The organism is Nocardioides sp., from assembly GCF_029937575.1.
GTDB lineage: Bacteria > Actinomycetota > Actinomycetes > Propionibacteriales > Nocardioidaceae > Nocardioides.
Genome location: NZ_JAPYPS010000084.1, coordinates 1 through 14837, shown reverse-complemented (window position 1 = coordinate 14837; position 14837 = coordinate 1). Strand labels below are relative to the sequence as shown.

18 protein-coding genes are annotated in these 14837 nt (G+C 69.9%); 6 read left to right on the top strand and 12 right to left on the bottom strand.

What is annotated here, in order from left to right; all coding sequences use genetic code 11:
- On the bottom strand, positions 1 to 800 hold an 800-nt coding region (locus Q1K33_RS18845; protein ID WP_300406289.1), incomplete at its 3' end, for a cbb3-type cytochrome c oxidase subunit I.
- The gene (gene coxB, locus Q1K33_RS18840; protein ID WP_300406288.1) at positions 797 to 1690 is read right to left on the bottom strand and encodes a cytochrome c oxidase subunit II; all 894 of its coding nucleotides are present in this window, start codon (positions 1688 to 1690) and stop codon (positions 797 to 799) included. The genes Q1K33_RS18845 and coxB, both read right to left, overlap by 4 nt.
- A 96-nt stretch (positions 1691 to 1786) precedes the next feature.
- On the opposite strand from coxB, the gene Q1K33_RS18835 reads away from it, so the two are divergent.
- A complete protein-coding gene (locus tag Q1K33_RS18835) occupies positions 1787 to 2890 on the top strand; it encodes an aminotransferase class V-fold PLP-dependent enzyme (protein WP_300406287.1) in 1104 nt (367 codons plus the stop codon).
- On the top strand, positions 2887 to 3126 hold the full coding sequence (locus Q1K33_RS18830; protein WP_300406286.1) for a sulfurtransferase TusA family protein: 240 nt from the start codon (positions 2887 to 2889) through the stop codon (positions 3124 to 3126). The genes Q1K33_RS18835 and Q1K33_RS18830 overlap by 4 nt, the downstream gene beginning before the upstream one ends.
- Positions 3127 to 3136: 10 nt before the next feature.
- Here the strand turns inward: Q1K33_RS18830 and Q1K33_RS18825 are convergent, their stop codons facing one another.
- On the bottom strand, positions 3137 to 4111 hold the full coding sequence (locus Q1K33_RS18825) for a carbohydrate kinase family protein (protein ID WP_300406285.1): 975 nt from the start codon (positions 4109 to 4111) through the stop codon (positions 3137 to 3139).
- A gap of 62 nt (positions 4112 to 4173) precedes the next feature.
- Between Q1K33_RS18825 and Q1K33_RS18820 the strand changes: the two genes are divergently transcribed.
- Positions 4174 to 4395 carry a hypothetical protein gene (locus tag Q1K33_RS18820; protein WP_300406284.1) on the top strand — a complete coding sequence of 74 codons (222 nt, stop codon included), beginning with the start codon at positions 4174 to 4176 and terminating at the stop codon, positions 4393 to 4395.
- A 208-nt stretch (positions 4396 to 4603) separates the two neighbouring features.
- On the opposite strand, the gene erpA is transcribed toward Q1K33_RS18820, so the two are convergent.
- Complete coding sequence (gene erpA / locus Q1K33_RS18815; RefSeq protein ID WP_300406283.1) at positions 4604 to 4966, bottom strand: iron-sulfur cluster insertion protein ErpA; 363 nt, start codon at positions 4964 to 4966, stop codon at positions 4604 to 4606.
- 145 nt (positions 4967 to 5111) lie between these two features.
- Positions 5112 to 6203, bottom strand: a complete 1092-nt coding sequence (locus tag Q1K33_RS18810) for a glycerate kinase (RefSeq protein WP_300406282.1) — start codon at positions 6201 to 6203, stop codon at positions 5112 to 5114.
- Between the two features lie 33 nt (positions 6204 to 6236).
- On the opposite strand from Q1K33_RS18810, the gene Q1K33_RS18805 reads away from it, so the two are divergent.
- Positions 6237 to 7115, top strand: coding sequence for a GNAT family N-acetyltransferase (locus tag Q1K33_RS18805; RefSeq protein WP_300406281.1), 879 nt, complete (start codon positions 6237 to 6239; stop codon positions 7113 to 7115).
- Positions 7116 to 7132: 17 nt separating this feature from the next.
- Here Q1K33_RS18805 and Q1K33_RS18800 read toward each other — a convergent pair whose 3' ends face one another.
- Positions 7133 to 7684, bottom strand: a complete 552-nt coding sequence (locus Q1K33_RS18800; protein WP_300406280.1) for a hypothetical protein — start codon at positions 7682 to 7684, stop codon at positions 7133 to 7135.
- Positions 7685 to 7707: 23 nt separating this feature from the next.
- Between Q1K33_RS18800 and nadA the strand changes: the two genes are divergently transcribed.
- Positions 7708 to 8892, top strand: a complete 1185-nt coding sequence (gene nadA / locus Q1K33_RS18795) for a quinolinate synthase NadA (RefSeq protein WP_300406279.1) — start codon at positions 7708 to 7710, stop codon at positions 8890 to 8892.
- A 151-nt stretch (positions 8893 to 9043) separates the two neighbouring features.
- Here nadA and Q1K33_RS18790 read toward each other — a convergent pair whose 3' ends face one another.
- The 5 genes from Q1K33_RS18790 to Q1K33_RS18770 all read right to left on the bottom strand — a co-directional run bounded on the left by Q1K33_RS18790 (position 9044) and on the right by Q1K33_RS18770 (position 12982).
- Complete coding sequence (locus Q1K33_RS18790) at positions 9044 to 10231, bottom strand: GAF domain-containing sensor histidine kinase (protein ID WP_300406278.1); 1188 nt, start codon at positions 10229 to 10231, stop codon at positions 9044 to 9046.
- A 74-nt stretch (positions 10232 to 10305) separates the two neighbouring features.
- Positions 10306 to 10899, bottom strand: coding sequence for a hypothetical protein (locus Q1K33_RS18785; protein ID WP_300406277.1), 594 nt, complete (start codon positions 10897 to 10899; stop codon positions 10306 to 10308).
- Positions 10899 to 11840 carry a zinc metalloprotease HtpX gene (gene htpX / locus Q1K33_RS18780; RefSeq protein WP_300406276.1) on the bottom strand — a complete coding sequence of 314 codons (942 nt, stop codon included), beginning with the start codon at positions 11838 to 11840 and terminating at the stop codon, positions 10899 to 10901. The genes Q1K33_RS18785 and htpX overlap by 1 nt, the downstream gene beginning before the upstream one ends.
- A gap of 75 nt (positions 11841 to 11915) precedes the next feature.
- Entirely contained in the window at positions 11916 to 12194 is a 279-nt protein-coding gene (locus Q1K33_RS18775) for a hypothetical protein (protein WP_300406275.1), read from the bottom strand.
- Positions 12191 to 12982, bottom strand: a complete 792-nt coding sequence (locus tag Q1K33_RS18770) for a PspA/IM30 family protein (RefSeq protein WP_300406274.1) — start codon at positions 12980 to 12982, stop codon at positions 12191 to 12193. Before Q1K33_RS18770 ends, Q1K33_RS18775 begins: the two co-directional genes overlap by 4 nt.
- A 97-nt stretch (positions 12983 to 13079) precedes the next feature.
- Between Q1K33_RS18770 and Q1K33_RS18765 the strand changes: the two genes are divergently transcribed.
- Complete coding sequence (locus Q1K33_RS18765) at positions 13080 to 13655, top strand: DUF3043 domain-containing protein (RefSeq protein WP_300406273.1); 576 nt, start codon at positions 13080 to 13082, stop codon at positions 13653 to 13655.
- Positions 13656 to 13802: 147 nt separating this feature from the next.
- Here the strand turns inward: Q1K33_RS18765 and Q1K33_RS18760 are convergent, their stop codons facing one another.
- Positions 13803 to 14813, bottom strand: a complete 1011-nt coding sequence (locus tag Q1K33_RS18760) for an aldo/keto reductase family protein (RefSeq protein ID WP_300406272.1) — start codon at positions 14811 to 14813, stop codon at positions 13803 to 13805.
- Positions 14814 to 14837 lie beyond the last annotated feature (24 nt).

The window sequence follows — 14837 nt, the reverse complement described above, 5'->3', positions numbered from 1 at the left end:
GCGATGATGTAGACCTCCGGGTGGCCGAAGAACCAGAACAGGTGCTGCCACAGGATCGCTCCACCGTGGGCGGTGTCGAAGACGTGGGCACCGAACTGACGGTCGGCCTCGAGCGAGAGCAGGGCCCCGGCCAGGACCGGGAACGCGATGAGCACCAGCAGGCTGGTGATCAGGGTGTTCCAGACGAACAGCGGCATCCGGAACATCGTCATGCCGGGCGCGCGCATGCAGATGATCGTGGTGATGAAGTTGACCGCACCGAGGATCGTGCCGAGACCGGCGAGCCACAGGCCCATGATCCAGAGGTCTCCCCCGACTCCGGGCGAGCGCACGGCGTCGGAGAGCGGTGTGTAGGCGAACCAGCCGAAGTCCGCGGCACCGGCGGGCGTGAGGAACCCGGAGCCGGCGATCAGTCCGCCGAAGAGGAACAGCCAGTAGGAGAACATGTTGAGCCGCGGGAAGGCGACGTCGGGCGACCCGATCTGCAGCGGCATGATCACGTTGGCGAACCCGAAGAACAGCGGCGTCGCGAAGAGCAGCAGCATGATCGTGCCGTGCATCGTGAAGAGCTGGTTGTAGAGCTCGTCGTTGACGATCTGGCTGCCTGGGAAGGCCAGCTCGGAGCGGATCAGCATCGCCATCAGGCCGGCGATGAGGAACCAGGCGAACGACGTACCGAGGTAGAGCTTGCCGATCAGCTTGTGGTCGGTCGTGGTCAGGATCGTGACCAGCTGGCGACCCAGGGGCTTGCGCGGCTCGGGCACCGACGTGCTGGACGGCGGTGGGGCGGTGGTGGTCACTGGCAGGCCTCCTCGATCACGGCATCCTCGTCATCCTGGGCGACCTGAGTGCGGGCGTACTGCCCACCGCAGACCGGCGTGTCGGTGAAGAACCCGGCGTCGTACTGGTCCTGGAGGTACTGCTCGTACTCCTCCGGCGAGACGATGTCGACGTTGAAGAGCATCCGGGAGTGGTAGACCCCGCACAGCTCGTAGCACTTGCCGGCGTAGGTGCCCTCGACCTTGGGCGTGACCTGGAAGTAGTTCTCCTGGCCCGGGATGATGTCCATCTTGATCAGGAAGCCGGGCACCCCGAAGTCGTGGATGACGTCGGGGCTGCGCAGCTCGAAGCGCGTCGTCTGCCCGACGGGCAGCACCAGCGTCGGGATCGGGTTGACGGCGCCGTCGCCGGACTCGTAGACGTTCTTGCCGTCGACGGCCTCGGGGTAGTTGAACGTCCACGACCACTGCTGGCCCACGACGTAGACCGTCTGGTCGGGCACGACGTCCTCGTCGTTCAGGACGATGTTCTGCACCCGGATCGTGTGGGAGAAGAACACGATCACCATGATGATCGGGAAGATCGTGTAGAAGATCTCGAGCGGCAGGTTGTACCGCGTCTGGATCGGCACCTCGTCGTCGCTGCGACGGCGGAACTTGATGATCGCGTAGAAGATCAGGCCCCAGACGATGACGCCGGTCAGGAGCGCGGCGATCCAGGCGCCCTGCCAGAGCTCCAGCGTGCTCTCGCCCTCGACCGTCACCGGCTTGGGCATGGCGAGGCGCTCGAGCTCGGTATCGCTGCCGCAGGCGCTCAGGGCCAGCAGGGCCACGCCCAGCAGTCCGAGCAACGTGATCCGGCGAGCACGCCGCGGCAGTGATGCCGAGCGCTCAGGGAGTTGCAGACTCAAGGTCTGAGCCTTCCTTCAGGGCGGTCAGGGGACGGACCAGAGACTATCCGAATCCTGCTCCACCCCTGTGACCGGGTGGGTGACAAGATTCGGCTCATGACCCACCCGGGCGGCTACCTGGACTCCGCGTCCTCCGAGCCACTGCATCCGGCCGCCCGCGAGAGCCTGCTCGCCGCGCTGGACCGGGGGTACGCCGACCCGCGCCGCCTGCACAAGGCGGCGCGCGACGCACGCCTGCTGCTCGACAACGCGAGAGCGGTGGTGGCGGAGTGTCTGGAGGTGCGCGCCGACGAGGTCACCTTCACCTCCTCGGGCACCGATGCCGTGCACCGCGGTCTCCTCGGCCTGGTCCGGGCGCGGCGGTCCCGGGGCGACGTCATCCTCCACTCGGAGGTCGAGCACTCCGCCGTCCGCCATGCCGCGGCATGGGGCGGTCGCCCGCGACTGGTCGGCGCGATGGGCGACGGAAGGGTCTACGACGGTGACCTCGTCGAGAACGCCACCGCCGACGTGGCGGTCTGCGCTTTGCAGAGCGCCAACCACGAGGTCGGCACCGTCCAGCCCGTCGGGGAGTTCCGCCTCCCCAACGACGTTCCCCTCTTCGTCGACGCCTGCGCCTCGATGGGGCGACTCCCGCTCCCCCGCGGCTGGGACGCCCTCGCCGGCTCGGCGCACAAGTGGGGTGGCCCCGCCGGCGTCGGCGTGCTCGTCGTACGGCGTGGAGCGCGCTGGGAGAGCCCGTTCCCCGAGGATGACCGCGTCGACCATCGGGGCAGCGGCTTCGAGAACGTGCCCGCCGCCCTCGCCGCCGCCGCCGCGCTGCGGGCCGTGGTGTCCGAGCGCGCCGGGACCACCGCACGCCACCACGCGATGATCGACCAGGTCCGGGCCGCGGCGACCGCCCTGCCCGACACCGAGGTCGTCGGCGACCCGGTCGACCGGCTCCCCCACCTCGTGACGTTCTCGTGCCTCTACGTCAACGGCGAGGCGCTGGTGACCGAGCTCGACCGGCGCGGCTTCGGCGTGGCCAGCGGATCGGCGTGCACCGCCTCGAGCCTGGAGCCGAGCCACGTCCTGGCCGCCATGGGCGCCCTGACTCACGGCAACGTCCGCGTCTCGCTGACCCGCGAGACCACCCCGGAGCAGGTGGACGCGTTCTGCGCCGTCCTGCCCGAGGTCGTCGCGGGGCTGCGGTCGTGACGCACGAGGTGCACGCCGAGCTCGACTGCCGCGGCATGGTGTGTCCGCGGCCCATCATCGAGCTCGCCCGCCACGTGGAGGACGTCTCCATCGGTGAGCTGCTCGCCGTCGTCGCCGAGGACCCGGCAGCCCGCTACGACGTGCCGGCGTGGTGCCGGATGCGCGAGCAGGAGTACGTCGGCGCCGACACGGCCGCCGACGGGGTCACGCGCTACGTCGTACGGCGCCTCAGGTGAGCCAACCGGGTCAGCTGATGTGCTGCGACACCTCGGCGCCGGCCTCGTCGCCGTACGACTGGACGACGCGAGCGACGAACTCGGCCGGGGTGAAGGAGTACTCCTGGGTGCCGACCGTCTCCACGACGTAGGCCGCGAGCACGCAGCCCACCTGGCAGGCGCGCTCGTGGCCGAGGCCCCAGCTCAGGGCAGCCAGGAAGCCGGACCGGAAGGCGTCGCCGACCCCGGTCGGCTCGACGGCCGTCACGTCGGCGGCGGCCGAGACGACGAGGGGCTCCGCGCCGGCGGCCTGCACACGCACTCCGTCCTTGCCGAGCGTGGTGACCTGCACCCCGACGCGGCTGAGGACCTCGTCTGCCGTCCACCCGGTCTTCTGCTCGATCATCGCGGACTCGTACTCGTTGGAGAACAGGTAGGCCGCACCGTCGATGAGGTCGCGGATCAGCTCCCCGCCGCTGAACGCGAGCTGCTGGCTCGGGTCGGCGATGAAGGGGTAGCCGCGCTGGCGGCACTCCTCGGTGTGGCGCAGCATCCCGTCGGGGTCGTCGGCACCGATGAGCACGTAGTCGGGGGCTCCCACCCGAGCCACGATGGGGCCGAGCTCGATCAGCCGTGCCTCGCTCATCGCGCCGGGGTAGAAGGAGGCGATCTGGGCGCCGGTCGGGTCGGTGGTGCACACGAAACGGGCGGTGTGCTTGGTCTCGGAGATCCGCACGGCGCTGCAGTCGACACCGTGCCGCTCCAGCCAGGAGCGGTAGTCGGCGAAGTCCTCGCCGGCCGCACCCACGAGCACCGGGGTCAGGCCCAGGCGACCGAGGCCGAACGTCATGTTGGCGGCGACCCCGCCGCGTCGAATCTCCAGGTCGTCGACGAGGAAGGAGAGCGAGATCTTGTCCAGCTGCTCCACCACGAGGGAGTCGGCGAACTTGCCGCCGAAGGACATCAGATGGTCGGTCGCGATGGATCCGGCGATCAGGAGAGGCATGGGACGAAACCCTAGCCACAACGGGCCTGGTAGTACCCATCGGTAGCCCCTAGCGTCGAGCCATGACCTCCTCGTACGACGACCTCGCGACGCCCGCCGAGATGCACGCCGACTGCCGCGCCGCAGGTGCGCACCTGCGTCTGGAGCAGGCCGCTCGACGCGCGACACGTCCGGCGCCGAGCCTGCACTTCGACGAGCAGCCCGGTGAGCAGCCGAAGCGTCAGATCGAGATCAACGAGGCCACCGCGCGGCTCGCGGCGGCGCTGCACTTCGCGTTGGAGTGAGAGCCAGCCTCGCCACTCCCTCCCAGATAACGACAGCCCCCGCCATCGGCGGGGGCTGTCGTGCGCTCTTGGTACGGCGTGGTGGTTGATGTCGGCGTCCGTCTCACCGGGTTTCGACACGCTCGGTCGCGGGCTCGTACCTCACCCGCGCTCGCTGCTCAACCACCGACGATGGGATTCGTCCTCGCTTCGCTGAGGACGTCTCCCATCAGTGGAAGCTGTCTCCGCACGCACAGGAGCCCGTGGCGTTGGGGTTGTCGATCGTGAAGCCCTGCTTCTCGATGCTGTCGACGAAGTCGATCTCGGCTCCGTTGAGGTAGGGAACGCTCATCCGGTCGACGACGACGGACACGTCGTCGAAGTCGGTGACGACGTCGCCGTCGAGGGTGCGCTCGTCGAAGAAGAGCTGGTAGCGAAGCCCGCTGCAGCCGCCCGGCTGGACGGAGATGCGCAGCTGGAGGTCATCGCGACCCTCCTGCTCGAGGAGGCTCTTCACCTTCGCTGCGGCCACCGAGCTCAGGTTGATCTGGTCGGTGCGGCGCTCCGTGGTGGTGTCGACCTGCTCGGTCATGGGGTGACTCCCAAGGATTGAGGGTGGTGGTCTGGGGTGTGCAGAACTGACGTCCTGCAGGGTTCAATCCTCGCACACGGCGGGTTATTCCGGGACCGCGTGTGACGGGCCAGACGCTGGCACGGTCGCGAGGCTCCGGGCAGGGTCAGCGCGACCAGGTGCGCGCGACCCGCTCCGCCAGGGCTGCCAACGACCCGGCAGGGTCGCCGAAGGCACGCTCCTCCCCCACCAGGTCGACCAGGGAGTACGCCGACTCGATGCCGAGGGCGCGCATCTCGCGGGAACCGACCAGGACCTGACCGGCGAGGGCCACGCACGGGCGCAGCGCCTGCTCGGCGACCGAGGCGACGCCGTACGGCACCTTCCCGGACCTGCTGGAGAAGTCGAAGGCGCCCTCCCCGGTGATCACGAGGTCGGCCGCCCGGGCGCGCTCGGCCAGGCGCACGCTGGTCGTGACCAGCTCGATCCCGGGCTCGCGTCGCGCTCCGAGGCAGAGAAGTGCGAAGCCGAGACCCCCCGCGGCCCCGGCACCCTTCTCCAACGAGATCCGCCGATCGGTGGCAACGGCGAAGCGCTCGAGCATCGCGTCGACGGCGGCGATCCGGTCCTCGCCGATCCCCTTCTGGGGGCCGTACGTCTTGGTCGCCCCGAAGAGTCCTGTCAGGGGGTTGTCCACGTCCGAGGCCATCACCAGCTCGATACCCGCGACGCGCTCGCGAGCGGGCGCCAGGTCGACGGTCGTGACCATGTCCATGCACCCCGGCCCGGCGTCGATCACGCCGTCGGTCGTCGCACCGAGCTCGGCCAGCAGTCCGCCGCCGCCGTCGTTGGTGCCCGAGCCGCCGAGCCCGATGACCACCTTCGTGGCGCCCCCGTCGACAGCTGCCAGCAGCAGCTCACCCACCCCGGACGTGGAGGCGAGCTCTGCCCCACCGCCTGCCGACTCGAGCAGGTGGAGGCCGCAGGACTGCGCGCTCTCGAGGTACGCCGTGTCACCGACGCGGAGGATGGTCGCCGGTACCTGCTCGCCGTGCACCGCCTCCACGGTCACGACCAGCAGCTCACCGCCGAGCGCGGCGTGCAGGACGTCGACGAAGCCGGGCCCGCCGTCGGCCATCGGCGCGAGGTCGAGCTCGTCGTCGGGTGCGTGGCGACGCCACCCGGCCGCGATCGCCTCGGCCGCCTCGACCGCGGTCAACGTGCCGGCGAACTTGTCGGGGGCCACCAGAACTCGCATGTCCCCATCCTGACCGGTCCCTATCGTGGCCGTGTGAGCGACGTACGGATCCGACCGATGCAGCTTGCCGACGTGCCCGGCGCCGAACAGCTCAGCGCCGAGGCCTTCCTCGACGTCGACCAGCGCTCGGTACGACGCTCGTGGCCGGAGCCGGAGCTGCGGGCAACGTCGCGGGCAGCCACCTGGATCGAACGGACCGAGCACTTCCTGCGCACCGACCCGGACGGCTGCTGGGTGGCGGAGTCCGACGGCGAGATGGTCGGCTTCGCGACGTCGGCGGTGCGGGAGAGGCTGTGGGTGCTCGCGACGTACGCCGTGCGGCCCGGCCGGCAGGGAGCCGGCATCGGCAAGCCGCTGCTCGAGGCGGCACTGCACCACGGCCGCGGGTGCCTGCGCGCGATGCTCTCCTCCTCGTCCGACCCGAAGGCCGTGCGCCGCTACCGGCTGGCCGGCTTCTCGCTGCACCCGCAGATGTTCCTGCGCGGCACGGTCGACCGCTCCGCGCTGCCCGTCGTGGAGAAGGTCCGCGAGGGCACCGCCTCCGACGTCGACCTGATGGACTCCCTGGACCGGCGCACTCGCGGCGCCGCCCACGGCGTCGACCACCCGTTCATGCTCGAGCACTGGCGCCTGCTCGTCTCCGACTCGACGACCGGCTCCGGGTATGCCTACGTGGGCAACGGCGGGCTGGCCCTGCTCGCCGCCGACAACCGCCTGACGGCCTCTCGGCTGCTGTGGACCGTGCTGGCCGACGGGCCCGACGAGGTGACGGTCCCCCATCTCACGGCCGCCAACGAGTGGGCGGTCGACGTCGGGATCGCAGCCCGGCTCGAGCTGCACACCGAGGGCTACCTGGCCCTGCGCGGGATGGCGCCACCGACGCCGTACGTGCACAACGGCGCGCTGCTCTGACTCTGGACGGGCAGGCGTCAGGCGGCGAGGCGACGCTGCAGCCGCTCGAGCTGACCTCGCCGCCACCACCATCCGGAGAGCGTGAGCCTGCCCTGACGGGTGTGCAGCACCAGACGCGGCCGGAAGGCGCCGTAGACGTTGTCCATCAGGTCGATGTCGGTCTCCGCGACGTCGACCAGCGTGCCGGCGAAGCGGTCCCGGGCGACAGCGAACGAGGTCCGCAGCTGATCACGCAGGCGTCGGCGCCTGGCCCGGGTCGCGCCGTCGCGCAGGAGCTGGCGCAGGCCGAACAGCGCGAGCAGCGCCTCCACCACGAAGACGAGCAGGAAGGCGGCGAAGGCGGCCGCGGCCAGCACCAGCAGCGCCGTACGCACGACCCCGTCGACGTACAGACCCGCCAGGCTGAAGGTGACCGCCAGGCCGAGCAGCACGAAGCGGTAGCGGTCGAGCACGTCGATGCCCGAGCTGAACCTCGTCAGACGCAGGCGATCACCGTCGAAGTGAACGTCCGCGAGACCCGAGGTGAGACCCGAGCAGCGCAGGGGGCCGACACGCACGGGCTGCGACATGGCGCTCACCCTACGATGGAGGCATGACCACCGTGGACCTCCCGCTCCTCCCTCTCGGTCGTGGCATCGACCGCGCCTCCGAGCGCGGCGTCGAGTGCCCCGGCGACCTCCCCCCGGCCTCCGACCCCGACCTCGTCGCCCGCGCCCTGGCCGCCAAGGAGGCCCTGGGCGAGCGTCTCTTCGTGCTCGGACACCACTACCAGCGCGACGAGGTCATCCAGTTCGCCGACGTCACCGGCGACTCCTTCAAGCTCGCCCGGGAAGCCGCCGCCCGTCCGGACGCCGAGTACGTCGTGTTCTGCGGCGTGCACTTCATGGCCGAGTCGGCCGACATCCTGACCGGACCCGAGCAGCAGGTCATCCTGCCCGACCTCGCCGCCGGCTGCTCGATGGCCGACATGGCACGGCTCCCCCAGGTCGAGACGGCCTGGGATGCGTTGGCTGCGGCCGGCGTCCAGGACAGCGTCGTGCCGGTGACCTACATGAACTCCAGCGCCGACATCAAGGCGTTCTGCGGCCGCAACGGCGGTGTCGTCTGTACGTCGTCCAACGCCGACGTCGCCCTCGAGTGGGCCTTCGACCAGAAGGGCGGCCTCGACGCGGGAGCCAAGGTGCTCTTCTTCCCCGACCAGCACCTCGGGCGCAACACCGCCGTGCTGCAGATGGGCATCGCACTCGAGGAGTGCGTCGTGTGGAACCCCCTCCTGCCCGGCGGTGGCCTGACCACCGAGGAGCTGCGCGCGGCCAAGATGATCCTGTGGAAGGGCCACTGCTCCGTGCACGGTCGCTTCTCCTCGGCCGTCGTCGACGAGCTGCGCGCGACCGTGCCCGACGTACAGATCCTGGTGCACCCCGAGTGCCAGCACGACGTCGTCCTCAAGGCCGACCTCGTGGGGTCGACGGAGTTCATCATCAAGACCATCGAGGCCGCCCCCAGCGGGTCGGTCTGGGCCATCGGCACCGAGCTCAACCTCGTGCAGCGCCTGGGCAAGGAACACCCGGACAAGCGGATCCTCTTCCTCGACAAGAACGTCTGCTACTGCTCGACGATGAACCGGATCGACCTGCCCCACTTCGTGTGGGCCCTGGAGTCCCTCGTGGCCGGCACCGTGGTCAACCGGATCGAGGTCGACCCCGACACCGAGCGCGACGCCCTCGTCGCCCTGCAGCGGATGCTCGACCTACCCGGCAAGTCCCACCGCGACTGACGCTGACCCGTCACTCATGGCAGACGGGTCACCGCGACTGACGCCGACCCGTCACACATGGCGGACGGGTCACCGCGACTGACGCCGACCCGTCACACATGGCAGACGGGTCACCGCGAGTGACGCCGACCCGTCACACATGGCGGACGGGTCAGCGCGAGGTGGGCAACGTGAACCAGACGGTGGTGCCGCCACCGGGGGTCTCGTCGATGCCGATCCGGCCGCCGTGGGCCTGGATGACGCGCTGACAGGTCCCGAGCCCGATGCCCATCCCCTGGGCGGAGGTCGCCGTGGCATCCAGGCGCACGCGCGGCTCGAAGACGCGTTCGCGCTCCTCCTCGGGGATGCCCAGGCCCGTGTCGGCGACACGGATCTCCCAGTGCGTGGTGCGGTCGTGGGCGGAGATCGCGATGGCGAGCGGACGCTGGGGGTGGCGGTACTTGGAGGCGTTGTCGAGGAGGTTCTGGAAGACCGAGCGCAGTTGCACGGCGTCGCCCTCGACCGTCGGCAACGCCGTGCGCTCGACGGGTACGCCGTCCAGGCCACGGGCGTCGGACGACGCCTCGTCGACGAGCCGGTCGAGCGCCACGTCGCGCAACGTCAGTCGTCCGCCGACCGCGGAGAAGGCGAGGACCTCGTCGATCAGGCGAGCCATCCGCTCGCTGCCGCTGATCGCCCTCTCGAGCAGCCGCTCGATGCTGGCCGCGTCGGCTCCGTCGGTGAGCTGCTCCCGGATCAGGCCCAGGGAGAGCGCGACGCTGGACAGCGGTGACTTCAGGTCGTGGCTGACCCGGCCCGCGAAGTCCGAGAGCCGCTCGTTGGAGCGGGCGAGCTGCCTGCTGCGCAACGACAGCTCGAGGACGTCGACGATGCGCTCGGCGAGGGTGCGCAACGCGTCACGCTGGTGGTCGTCGAGCTCGCGCGGCACGACGTCGAAGACGCACAAGGTGCCGATCGTGACGCCCTCGAACGTCACCAGCTTGTGAGAGGCGTAGAACCGGACCTCGCCGATCACGCCGGTGACGAAGGGGTTCGTGTGGAACCGCGCGTCCCGGGAGGCGTCGGCGACCACGATCGGGTTCTGCTCCTCGTGGAGGACCAGGGCGCACATCGAGTCCTCGCGACGGCACACCGCCGCGTCGAACCCATAGGCGGCCACCTGGTGCTGCTCGCTGTCGGTGATCAGGTTGATCGTGGCCATCGGCGTGCCACAGATCTGAGCGGCCAGCTCGACGACGGCCACCAGCTCGGTGCGCGGCGGATGATGCAGCACGTCGTACCGCTGGATCTCCTCGGCACGGTCCTGGGCTCCGCTGTCGATCGTCATCACCTCCGTCATGGGGCCTTCGTACCCACATCCGGCCCCGCGCAGACTACTGCCGCGCGGCTGCCGCGCGGACCCGAATCCGGACGTCAGAGTCCCGGGGCTCCCCAGAGGGCCAACCACCGGGAGAGGTCCTTCTCGACGGGCAGCTCGCCGGCAAGGGTGTCGCGGATCTGGATCTCCAGGAGGTTGTCGCGTTCCTTGGCACCTCCCGGTGCGGGGGCGAAGGCATAGAACGTGCCTTGCTTGTAGAGGTAGACGAGCCCGACCGAGCGGCCGGTGGCGTCGGCGAACGGGATCAGGGAGCACAGGAGCGAGGGCCCGAAGCCGGCTCCCTCCAGGGTGGTGTTGACCGCGTGCAGGTCGGTGCAGAGTCCGCCGAGGTCGCCGGCGACCGGGTCGTACGGCGGGTGGTCGACCTCGAGCCAGGAGTAGCCGAACCCGTCCTGCGTCACCCGGATCTGCGGCGCGTCCGAGGCACTCTCAAGCAGCTCGACCATGTCCGACTGCGCCTGGGCAAACCCCGAGCCCGCCGGCGCGCGGTAGCACACCGCACCGTCCCCGGTCGGCACCAGACCGATCGAGGTCTGCAAGGTGATCGCGGCACTGGGGACGCCGAACAGGGCGTCGAGGTTGGCCTGGACCGGACGCGACCGGCCCATCAGGCTGCGCAGGAGCCCCATCAGCGGGTGGGCCTGCCGAGCTCCGCCTGAATGCCGGCGAGCTGCTCGAGCCGCTGCTCCAGGGACGGGTGCGTCGAGGTCAGGGTCTTCAGCGAGACACCGGCGACGGCGGGAGCGATGCACAGCGCACTGGCGGCGCTCACCTGGCGCAGGTCCTTCTGCGGGATGGTGTTGATCTCGCCGCTGATCTTCTGCAGCGCCGAGGCCAGGGCGGCCGGCTTCATCGTCAGGTAGGCGCCGGCACGGTCCGCCGACATCTCCCGGTAGCGCGAGAGCAGGCGCAGCAGCACGAAGCTGACGGCGTAGACGACGAGACTCACGACCAGCACCAGCAACCAGATCGGCAGGCCGTTGTTGTTGTTGTCGCGTCCTCGGTTGCCACCGAACCCGCCGAAGAACATGCCGTACTGAGCTCCCTGGGTCAGCATGCCCGCGGCGATGCCTGCCGAGCTGGCCACCGTCATCACGAGCACGTCGCGGTGGGCCACGTGCGACAGCTCGTGGGCGAGCACGCCCTCGAGCTCCTCGGCGGTGAGCATGCCGAGGATGCCGGTGGTCACGCAGACCACCGCCCTCTCGGGCGAGCGGCCGGTCGCGAAGGCGTTGGGCACCGGCGTGTCGGCGATCCCGACCCGGGGCTTGGGCATGTCGGCCATCGTGCAGAGCCGATCGATCATCGCGTGCAGCTCCGGCGCCTGCTGCGGGGTGACCTCGCGCGCCCGCATGGCCTTCATCGCGACCGTGTCGGAGGAGTACCACTGGTAGACCGCGACCCCGATGCCGGCGAGCCCGATCAACATGGCGATCCCGACGCCGCCGTTGCTGGCGAAGATCGCCATCAGCGCGGCGATCAGGGCGACGAAGACGCCGCCCAGCAAGAACATGACGAGCGTCATCCGGGCTGTCAGCCCGGGGTCACCGACGAAACGTGAACGAGCCATGAGCCCAGTGTGCCGCGGGGATCCAAGCACGAACCCGCGGTGCTGCTGTGTCGTGCCTGTGGCTCTGCCGGCGCGTCAGCCAGGGATCAGGCCGTCGTCGTCGAGCATCTCGCGCACCTCGTCGATCGAGGCCCCCGCGGGAGGGAGGATGAGGTCGGACTCGTCGAGAGAGTCCAGGTCATGGGGCACACCGACGGTGCGTACGCCGTCCAGTAGTGACTCCAGCGCGGCGGTGAAGGCTGCCTCGTCGGACGCCGCGACGGCCGCCTCCACGGCGGAGTCGAGCTCGTTGAGCCGGTCGAGTGCGTGGTCGGCCACGTCGTACTGGCCCTCACCGAGCACCCGGATGATCACCGCTGCTCACCCTCGGACTGCGGCGCCTCCGAGGAGATGACCTCGGAGGTGTCGCCGGCGCCGGACTCGATCGCACCCGGGGCGCCCGGGGAGGAGAGCCCCTTGAGCCGCATCAGCTCCATCTCGACGTCGGCCTGCGAGCTCATCGACTCCAGCTCGCGGGCGATGTCGTCGCCGGAGCCCTGGGCCGTGGCGTCGTCGAGGGCACCCGAGGCGATCAGCTCGTCGATCGCACCGGCGCGGGCCTGCATGGTGGCGGTCTTGTCCTCGGCGCGCTGGATCGCCATCCCGACGTCCCCCATCTCCTCGCCGATGCCGGAGACCGCCTCGTTGATCCGGGTCTGGGCCTCGGCGGCGGTGTAGGTCGCCTTGATCGTCTCCTTGCGGGTGCGGAAGGACTCGACCTTGGCCTGGAGGCGCTGCTGGGCGTTGACCAGCTTCTCCTCCTCGCCCTGCAGCTGGGCGTGCTGGGTCTTGAGGTCGTTGATCTGGCCGGCCAGCCCCGACTTGCGGGTCAGTGCCTCCCGGGCGAGATCCTCGCGGTCCATCTGCAGGGCCTTCTCGGCCTGGCCCTGGAGCTTGCCTGCCTGCTGCTCGAGCTGGGCGAGCTGGAGCTCGATCCGCTTGCGGCTCGTGGCGACGTCGGCGACCCCGCGCCGCACGTTGCTGAGCAGCTCGAGCTGGCGCTGATAGCTGTAGTCGAGCGTCTCGCGCGGGTCCTCGGCGCGGTCGAGCGCCTTGTTGGCCTTGGCTCGGAAGATCAGGCTCATCCGCTTCATGATGCTCATGGCGTCACCCTATGCCGCTCGGGCAACCGACGCACGGCCCGCGCGTCGACTCCCAGGTAGGCTGAAGACCCGTCACCATCCGAGCAGAAGGCACCTCGTGTTCAGTCCGTTCAGCCGCAACAAGTCCGACTCCGACGCGTCGTCGTCGACCGAGCCGTCCGCCCAGCTCACCGCTGCCGGCACCACGGCCGGCAAGGGTCGCCCCACGCCGAGCCGCAAGGAGGCCGAGGCCGCTGCCCGAGCGCGCGCCAAGGTGCCCCGCACGCGCAAGGAGCAGGCCGCCCGCCAGCGGCAGCTGAAGTCGGAGTCGAGCAGGAGCCTGCGCGCCGACATGAAGTCCGGCAAGGTGCTGCTCGCGCGTGACCAGGGTCCGGTCAAGGCGTTCATCCGCGACTTCGTGGACAGCCGCTTCTCGTTCGCCGAGATCGTGATCCCGCTGATGATCGTCTCGCTGTTCGTCCCGGCGCTCGTCTTCCCGCTGTTCATCGTGCTCGTGGTCGACCTGCTGGTTCTGCGCTACCGGATCCGCAAGCAGATCGCCCAACGCTTCCCCGACGCGCCGCTCAAGGGCACGACGTACTACACGCTGAGCCGGGCGATGCAGCTGAAGTTCATGCGGATGCCGAAGGCGCGCGTCAAGATCGGCGAGGCGCTGCCCGAGCACTACCGATAGTTCACGGCCGAGGAACGAGGCGGTGGGCTATCAGTAGTGCTCATCGGTGGTTGAGCAGCGAGCGCGGGTGAGGAACGATCCCGCGACCGAGCGTGACGAAACCCGGTGAGACGAACGCCGAGCGTCGCCACGAGCGGTCGACCACCGTCAGCCGAAGATCTCCGACCGCCGGGGCGACTGCGTCTTGCCCGCGTCCCGCTCGATGACCCCGTCCAGGGCCTCGTCTATGGCCGCCATGGCGGAGGCCTCCAGCTTCACACCTGCGGCCTTGACGTTGTCGGTGACCTGCTCGGGTCGGCTCGCACCCACGATCGCCGAGGAGACGTTGGGGTTCTGCAGGGTCCAGGCCACGGCCAGCTGCGCCATGGTGAGCCCGGCCTCGTCGGCGATCGGCTTGAGACGCTGGACGCGAGTCAGGACGTCGTCCTTGAGCCAGCGCGCGATCATCGCGTCGCCGCCCTTCTCGTCGGTGGCCCGGGAGCCGGCCGGCGGCGCCTGTCCCACGGCGTACTTGCCCGTGAGCACCCCCTGAGCGATGGGCGACCAGACGATCTGGCCGATGCCGAGCTCCTCGCAGGTCGGCACGACCTCGGACTCGATGACGCGCCAGAGCATGTTGTACTGCGGCTGGCTCGAGACCAGCGGGACGCGCAGCTCGCGGGCCAGCGCGTGGGCGGCCCGGATCTCCTCCGCGCGCCACTCCGAGACGCCGATGTAGAGGGCCTTGCCGGCGCGCACGACGTCGGCGAAGGCCTCCATCGTCTCCTCCAGCGGGGTCTCGTGGTCGTAGCGGTGGGCCTGGTAGAGGTCCACGTAGTCGGTGCCCAGGCGCTGCAGCGAGCCGTCGATCGACTCCATGATGTGCTTGCGTGAGAGCCCGTGGTCGTTGTGGGCGCCGGGGCCGGTGGGCCAGAAGACCTTGGTGAAGATCTCGAGCCCGGCGCGACGCTCACCGGACAGCGCCTTGCCGAGCACCGTCTCGGCGGCGGTGTTGGCGTAGACGTCGGCGGTGTCGAAGGTGGTGATCCCCTCGTCGAGTGCCTGGCGCACACAGGCGAGCGCCGCGTCCTCCTCGACCTGGGAGCCGTGGGTGAGCCAGTTGCCGTACGAGATGGCCGAGATCTTCAGGCCGCTCGCTCCAAGGTTGCGAATCTCCATGTCCCCGACCTTAGCCTCGATCCG

Bases quoted from the DNA above. Each gene is read 5' to 3' on its own strand.
- Q1K33_RS18790 (WP_300406278.1), bottom strand. From the start codon at position 10,231: ATGACGGAGGTGATGACGATCGACAGCGGAGCCCAGGACCGTGCCGAG.
- erpA (WP_300406283.1), bottom strand. From the start codon at position 4,966: ATGACCGAGCAGGTCGACACCACCACGGAGCGCCGCACCGACCAGATC.
- Q1K33_RS18820 (WP_300406284.1), top strand. From the start codon at position 4,174: ATGACCTCCTCGTACGACGACCTCGCGACGCCCGCCGAGATGCACGCC.
- Q1K33_RS18770 (WP_300406274.1), bottom strand. From the start codon at position 12,982: ATGAGCATCATGAAGCGGATGAGCCTGATCTTCCGAGCCAAGGCCAAC.
- Q1K33_RS18835 (WP_300406287.1), top strand. From the start codon at position 1,787: ATGACCCACCCGGGCGGCTACCTGGACTCCGCGTCCTCCGAGCCACTG.
- Q1K33_RS18810 (WP_300406282.1), bottom strand. From the start codon at position 6,203: ATGCGAGTTCTGGTGGCCCCCGACAAGTTCGCCGGCACGTTGACCGCG.
- Q1K33_RS18760 (WP_300406272.1), bottom strand. From the start codon at position 14,813: ATGGAGATTCGCAACCTTGGAGCGAGCGGCCTGAAGATCTCGGCCATC.
- htpX (WP_300406276.1), bottom strand. From the start codon at position 11,840: ATGGCTCGTTCACGTTTCGTCGGTGACCCCGGGCTGACAGCCCGGATG.
- nadA (WP_300406279.1), top strand. From the start codon at position 7,708: ATGACCACCGTGGACCTCCCGCTCCTCCCTCTCGGTCGTGGCATCGAC.
- Q1K33_RS18825 (WP_300406285.1), bottom strand. From the start codon at position 4,111: ATGCCTCTCCTGATCGCCGGATCCATCGCGACCGACCATCTGATGTCC.
- Q1K33_RS18785 (WP_300406277.1), bottom strand. From the start codon at position 10,899: ATGGGGCTCCTGCGCAGCCTGATGGGCCGGTCGCGTCCGGTCCAGGCC.
- Q1K33_RS18800 (WP_300406280.1), bottom strand. From the start codon at position 7,684: ATGTCGCAGCCCGTGCGTGTCGGCCCCCTGCGCTGCTCGGGTCTCACC.